This window comes from Actinotalea sp. (assembly GCF_041597215.1).
Taxonomy (GTDB): domain Bacteria; phylum Actinomycetota; class Actinomycetes; order Actinomycetales; family Cellulomonadaceae; genus Actinotalea.
In genome coordinates this window covers 1-5,973 of the sequence record NZ_JBFHHB010000196.1, presented here as the reverse complement: position 1 = coordinate 5,973, position 5,973 = coordinate 1, and the positions used below count along the sequence as shown (strand labels likewise).

At 72.8% G+C, this 5,973-nt stretch carries 4 protein-coding genes and 1 pseudogene; 2 read left to right on the top strand and 3 right to left on the bottom strand.

The annotated features are described in order from the left end of the window. Positions 1-230: pseudogene (locus ABWK99_RS12535) on the top strand (ATP-binding protein); the annotation flags it as partial. 39 nt (positions 231-269) lie between these two features. On the opposite strand, the gene ABWK99_RS12530 reads toward ABWK99_RS12535, so the two are convergent. Genes ABWK99_RS12530 through ABWK99_RS12520 form a run of 3 tightly spaced genes read right to left on the bottom strand, consistent with a single transcriptional unit; the run spans position 270 to position 4,884 of the window. Next, a complete protein-coding gene (locus tag ABWK99_RS12530) occupies positions 270-2,291 on the bottom strand; it encodes a glycosyl hydrolase (protein ID WP_372595037.1) in 2,022 nt (673 codons plus the stop codon). An 8-nt stretch (positions 2,292-2,299) separates the two neighbouring features. Then, positions 2,300-3,067 carry an HlyD family efflux transporter periplasmic adaptor subunit gene (locus ABWK99_RS12525; protein ID WP_372595036.1) on the bottom strand — a complete coding sequence of 256 codons (768 nt, stop codon included), beginning with the start codon at positions 3,065-3,067 and terminating at the stop codon, positions 2,300-2,302. Further along, positions 3,064-4,884 carry a glycosyltransferase family 2 protein gene (locus ABWK99_RS12520; RefSeq protein WP_372595035.1) on the bottom strand — a complete coding sequence of 607 codons (1,821 nt, stop codon included), beginning with the start codon at positions 4,882-4,884 and terminating at the stop codon, positions 3,064-3,066. Before ABWK99_RS12520 ends, ABWK99_RS12525 begins: the two co-directional genes overlap by 4 nt. A gap of 252 nt (positions 4,885-5,136) precedes the next feature. Here ABWK99_RS12520 and ABWK99_RS12515 point away from each other — a divergent pair. Continuing rightward, positions 5,137-5,973 (top strand): methyltransferase (locus ABWK99_RS12515; protein ID WP_372595034.1); only part of this gene is annotated, 837 nt, incomplete at its 3' end.

Here is a 5,973-nt window from a genome sequence, read left to right as displayed (position 1 = left end):
TCAACGAGCCGGAGTCGAGCCTGCACCCGAGCCTGCTGCCGGCCCTCGGGGCGATGATCGTGACGGCAGCCGAGCGCTCCCAGGTCGTGGCCGTGACCCACGCCGCGGACCTCGTCCGCGCGTTGCGGCCGAACGCCCGGATGCTCGAGCTCGTGAAGTCGGGCGGCGAGACGCGGATCCCCGGGCAGCTCGCGTTCGAGGGGCCGCCCTGGGCGTGGCCGAAGCGCTGACCCACCCGCGGCACGGGCGGGCCGCCAGAGGTCCCCGACCTACCGGTGCACCGCGATCCAGGCGAGCATGAAGGCCCGGGACATCCCGTCGTCGACCCGCTCGTCCGGAAGTGCGAGCGCGTCGACCCACGCCGCGTCGGCGTCCTCCGGACCGGCCAGGGCCCGGTACATCAGCAGGGAGTCGCCGAAGAGGACGTCGTAGCCGTCCGGCGCGGCCTCGGCGATCGAGGCACGGATCCGGTCCGGGTCCGTGCGTAGGTACTCCGAGACCGGGGTGACCGGCAGCAGGAGGATGCCGAGCATCGCGCTCGGCTCGGCGGAGAACCACGTCGCCCAGTCCCGCTTGCCGCCCCAGTTCAGGGCGATCACCTCGTGCGCGAAACCCTCGTAGACCGGGTCGTCCAGGTCGAGGTGGGTCCAGTAGAGCGTCGAAGCCGCCTCGGTCGAGAGCAGCCACTCGGCCTGGACCCCGAGATCCTCCCGGCCCGAGACGCCCGCCCACAGCCCCAGTCCGTTCCAGGCGTTGACGGCCTCGGAGAGCGACTCCTGGTTGTTGCCGTCCGCGAACGGAGAGGTGCCCGAGGCCCAGGAGTGCCCGGCGTACACGTCCATCACCCGCAGCCGCGGGAAGGACGGAGAGCCGGTCCCGGCGGCGATGTCCTCGGCGAGCAGGTTCATCACCGGGGCGACGTCCGCCACCAGGTCCTGGTCGTCCGCGCCGAGCATCCCCGCGGCCGCGAGGAAGTAGCCGTAGTGGAAGTGGTGGTCGTTGAACTGCTCCGAGCCGAAGGAGGTCGAGAACCCGACGATGCCCCCGGCACCCGGGTCGTGGACGAAGCACCTGGCCTCGCGCACGGCACAGCCCTGCGGCTCCGCCCACTGCCGAAGGAGGCTCGAGGCCCGCTCCCGCAGCGGCTGCACGACATCGGCCGCCCCGAGCTGCTCGCCCAGGACGACGAGGGTCGCGGCACGGGCCAACCACTTGCCTCCGAAGTACGTGTCAGCCGGGTCGTCAGGGGTCGACGCCACGTCCTCGGCGAGCTGGGCGATCACGACCTCCCGCTCGGCCGGGTCGAGACCCGCGAGGTCGAGCGCCCCTGCGGGCTCGAGGCGGGGCGCCCAGGAGCTCAGCTCGGTACCGGTGCACAGCTCGAGGTCGCCGTACACGCTGGGGTAGGTGCCGAGGCCGCAGCTGCGCTCCGGCTGCTCCCCTGCCCGGTGGTGCGGCATGGTGACCCAGGCCGTCGGCTCGTCGTCGACGGTGCGGTACTCGATCGTGGTGCGGGCGATGTCGTCGTCGAGCCCGTGGCTCGCCGCCGTCCCGGTCACCGGATGCGCCGCAGCGGAGGCGAGCGCCTCGGCCGCGGCCGCCGGCGCACCGTCGGGAAGGGCGAACCAGGTGATCGTCTCTCCGGCGGCGACCCGCAGACCCGCACCCGCGGCCGCGTCGGCAGGCGGGAGCACCCCCCAGGTGCGCCCGTCGCGCTCGACCGTCGTGACCTCGCCGGCCGTGACGTCGCCGAAGAGATCGGTGCGCACCTCGAGGTCGACCGTCGCCGTGAGGGGGACGAGCGGGGACCCCTCGGCGAGCACGAACCTCGCCAGCTCGCCACCGGCCCCGTCGCGCAGGGCGACCGTCACCGACGCGTCGTCGTAGGCGACGACGTCGGCGGACCGCGCGCCGACGTCCACGGTGAGGGCGGGCAGGTGCGGACCGAGGACGGCCGCCTCGCTGGTCACCGGCACCGGGACACCGAGGGAGAACCCGCCGTCGGTCAGCGACACGGAGAGCGGCAGGGCGAAGACGGGCTGAGCCGTCTCCCCGAAGACCAGCCCGCTGAACCATCGATTCGTCGGCGGCAGCAGTCCGTCCGCGAGCCGCACGGGGTCGAGGTCCGCCACCGAGCGCGCCGGGACCGCCGCGACGTCGGCGGGGTCGACGGCCGGCGGCGGCACCGCGTCGGCCGGTCCGGTGCCGGCCGTCCCCGACCCTCGGGTCCCCACCAGCACCGCACCCCCGACCAGGATGACGGCCACGAGCGGGACGACGACGGTCAGCATCCGGCGCCTCACGAGGAGCTGCCGCCCGAGGCTCCGGTGACCCGGTCCGCGACATCCGCGAGCGCGCCACGCACCGCAGCGGTGACCTCGGTCACCCACCCGTCGTTCTCCAGGTGCAGTCGCACCGTGACCGGGACGCCGTCGGCGACCAGACGGTCCTCGCCCTGCGCCTCGAGCAGGGCGTCGGAGTCCACCGTGACGACGACCTGCGCCTTGCCGTCCTCGGTCGCGACGGCGACGTCGGAGACCTCCCCGACGAGCTCGCGACCCCCCGGGAGGACGATGTCCACCGCGGCGTGCGGAGCGAGCCGCGCGTACTGCTCGCTGCTGAGGAGGAACTGCGCGCCGACCTGGAGGGACCCCGAGCGCTCGACCGACGCCAGGACCACCGACTCCCGGACGTACGTGCCCGGTGTCGCCTCGACAGCGGTCACGGTGCCGTCGACCGTCGCCCGCACGAGGAGGTAGCCCTCCTCGTCGACGGAGGTCTCGACGGTCCGCTCGGGGACGGCACCCATCGCGACGTCCCGCTGCAGGTTCGCCGAGTCGAGCAGGAAGAGCGGCTGCCCCTCGACGACCTCGTCGCCCACCTCGACGAGCTGGTCGATGACGAGCCCGGAGTACGGGGTCGCGACGGTTGCGCTCTCCGCCGCGATCTGCGCCGACGTGCTCGGCACGATCCCTCGCGACGCGTTCAGGTGCATCGTCCCCGCGGCGACCACCGCAAGGACGGCCAGCAGCCCGAGGGCCAGTCGTGCCCGGTTCGCCCAGCTCATCGGACGGCTCCGCTCGAGAGGAGGGCGCCGGACCTCGCGGGGAACCGGCTGAGGTCACCGCCGTCGCCCTCCCCGCCGTCGCGCGCCGACCCGGCGGGCCGGTCGTCGGCGTCGAGGAAGTCGAGCGGATCGGGCAAGGGGGCAGCGGCTCGCCGACCTGCCCTGCTGACCGACCGGGACTCGCGCAGGGCGGTGACCATCAGCCCGCCGAGGATCGCGGTGTTGGTGATGTTCCACGCCAGCGCGAGGCTGAACGACCCGGCGCTGATGTCGCGCCACACCCCGACGGCCGAGGTCAGCAGCAGGAAGCTGAAGAAGAGCACCTGCGGGAGGATGAAGGTGAACGGCGACTCCGAACGGCCGGTGCTCCCGGTCACGTGCCACCGCTGCTCACGCCGGAACAGCGCGTTCAGCAGGGCACGGACGTAGATCGGGAACGAGACCGACGAGAGGAGCAGGACCTCCCAGCGGAACGAGCCGAGGGTGTAGAAGGCGACAGCGATCTGCATGAGGTAGAAGCCGCCGTAGTACAGCACCCAGGTGCCGGCGGAGATCTGGAGGTCGATCGGGCTCATCCCGAAGTAGATGTGCAGGGGAGGCACCAGGAGCAGCAGCATCGGGGCGATGCCGGTGAGGTAGTGCGTCGCCGTCACGGTGTACTGCAGGCGCTGGTCGACCGTGAGCCGGCGCCGCGGGGAGAGCGGGTTGTGGGTGAACATGATCTCGAAGCCACCCGTCGCCCATCGCAGCTGCTGCTTCGTGTACGCCTCGATGGTCTCCGGGGTGTCCCCGACGGCGAGCTCGGTCGGGATGTAGACCGTGCGCCAGCCCTTCTCGTGCAGCAGCAACGAGGTCCAGACGTCCTCCGACTTGGAGTCGGCGTAGATCCCGCCGATCTCGTCGATCGCACGACGCCGGAAGACGACGTTGGTCCCCACGCAGAAGGCCGCGTTGAAGCGGTTCCGCCCCGGCTGGACGTAGCGGTAGAACACGGCCTGCATGTACCCGGCGCCACGGGAGATGACGTTGTGCTGGTTGCCGTAGACCTGCGGGGTCTGCACGAAGGCGACGTCCTCGTCCGCGAAGAACGGGATGGTCTCCTCGAGGAACTCCGGCCGGGGGACGAAGTCCGCGTCGAGGACGACGAAGTACTCCCCGCCGGTCAGGCTCAGGGCGTGGTTGAGGTTCCCCGCCTTCGCCCCGCTCCCGGACAGGCGGCGCACGTACCTGGCGCCGAGCTCGGCCGCGAGGTCGCGCACCTCGTCGGAACGACCGTCGTCGAGCACCCAGGTCAGGTGCGCTCCGTTCATCGCCACGGCCGCGGCGACCGTACGACGGATCGTGCCGAGGTCCTCGCCGTAGGTCGTGATCAGCACGTCGACGGACACGGGCCGACCGCCGAGGAACATCCGCCACCGCCGCGGGTGGTCCCCCGCCCGGTCACGCAGGATCTCGGCCATGTCGTACAGCTGGTCCTTGGCGTGATGGAAACCGAAGCCACGCGCGTCGTGGCCGCTCGACAGCACCGTCCACATCGCCAGGAGGGTGTGCGCGACCAGGACGGCCTCGGCTGCCATGACCATCAGCCACGGCAGCCAGTCACCCCGGTTGGCGGGGTTGCCGAGGAAGCTGGCGTAGAGCACGACGCCGGCACTGGCGAGCAGCACCAGGAGCATGAGGGAGGGACTCTGCGCCGCCTCGTTCTCTGCGGGGCGGCGGGCATGTGCGCCGGACCGGGAGGTGCGCGCGGGCGTGGCCATGAGGCGGTCGATGGGGGTGGGGCCGGAAGTCGCAGCGGAGGGCGAGACGAGCGTCATGGGCGCTCCAACGTCGGCGGGACGGGGCTCTCCGGCCGGATCGTTGCCCGGGCGGAGGATGCGACGGCAGCGTTGGCGCCCGATGGGGGCCCGTCCATGACGGGCCCGGATGTGGACGAAACGTACAGAACACCCCCGGGTCCGTCCAGGCCCGGTCCGGCCACCGGTCCGCCTCGGCGTCCGGTGACGTAGCGTGGAGACGCCCGGTCGGCCCCGCCCGTGCATGTCCCGGCGACCCGGAGCTGACCTCTGATGACCGACTTCACCTTCGACCTCCTGCGCAGATGGCCGGCTCTCGAGGCACCCGAGCTCGTCGCCGTCGACGCGACCGACCGGCTGCTGCTCGACGAGTCGGCCGGGGCCCTGGCGAGCGCCGCCCCCGGCACGGTGAGCGTCATCGGCGACCGCTTCGGGGCACTGACCCTCGGTGCCGTCGCGCTGCACGGGGCGAGCGAGGTGCGCACCCATGTCGACCAGCTCACCGGGCGACGTGCCCTCGACGCGAACGCCGACCGCGCCGGGCTCGCGGGGACCTTCACCTCCCACGGGCTCGACGCCGCGCTCCTCGCGGGCGCCGAGGTCGTGCTGATCCAGCTCCCGCGTTCGCTCGCCGCGCTCGACGAGATCGCCGGCCTCGTCGCCGAGCACGCCGCCCCCGGTGTGCGGGTGTTCGCCGGAGGCCGGATCAAGCACATGACGACGGGGATGAACGAGGTGCTCTCCCGGTACTTCACCGACGTGAGCGCACACCTCGCGCGGCAGAAGTCGCGGGTGCTGCACGCCTCGGGGCCGCGGGCCGACCGCACCGGCTCGGCCTGGCCGGCGGTCGCCCGGCACGACGACCTCGGCCTCACCGTCTGCGCGCACGGTCCGGCCTTCGCCGGGACCTCGATCGACCTCGGGACGCGAGTCCTGCTGGATGCCCAGCGATCGATGGCGCCCGGGGCGAGGACGGCTCTCGACCTCGGCTGCGGGACGGGTGTCGTCGCTGCGAGCCTCGCCCTGGCCCGGCCCGACCTGGGCGTGACCGCGACCGACGACTCATGGGCCGCCGTGGCCTCGGCGAGGGCGACGGCGCTCGCCAACGGG

Coding starts and splice junctions, on each gene's coding strand:
- ABWK99_RS12525 (WP_372595036.1), bottom strand. CDS start 3,067: ATGAGCTGGGCGAACCGGGCACGACTGGCCCTCGGGCTGCTGGCCGTC.
- ABWK99_RS12520 (WP_372595035.1), bottom strand. CDS start 4,884: ATGACGCTCGTCTCGCCCTCCGCTGCGACTTCCGGCCCCACCCCCATC.
- ABWK99_RS12530 (WP_372595037.1), bottom strand. CDS start 2,291: ATGCTGACCGTCGTCGTCCCGCTCGTGGCCGTCATCCTGGTCGGGGGT.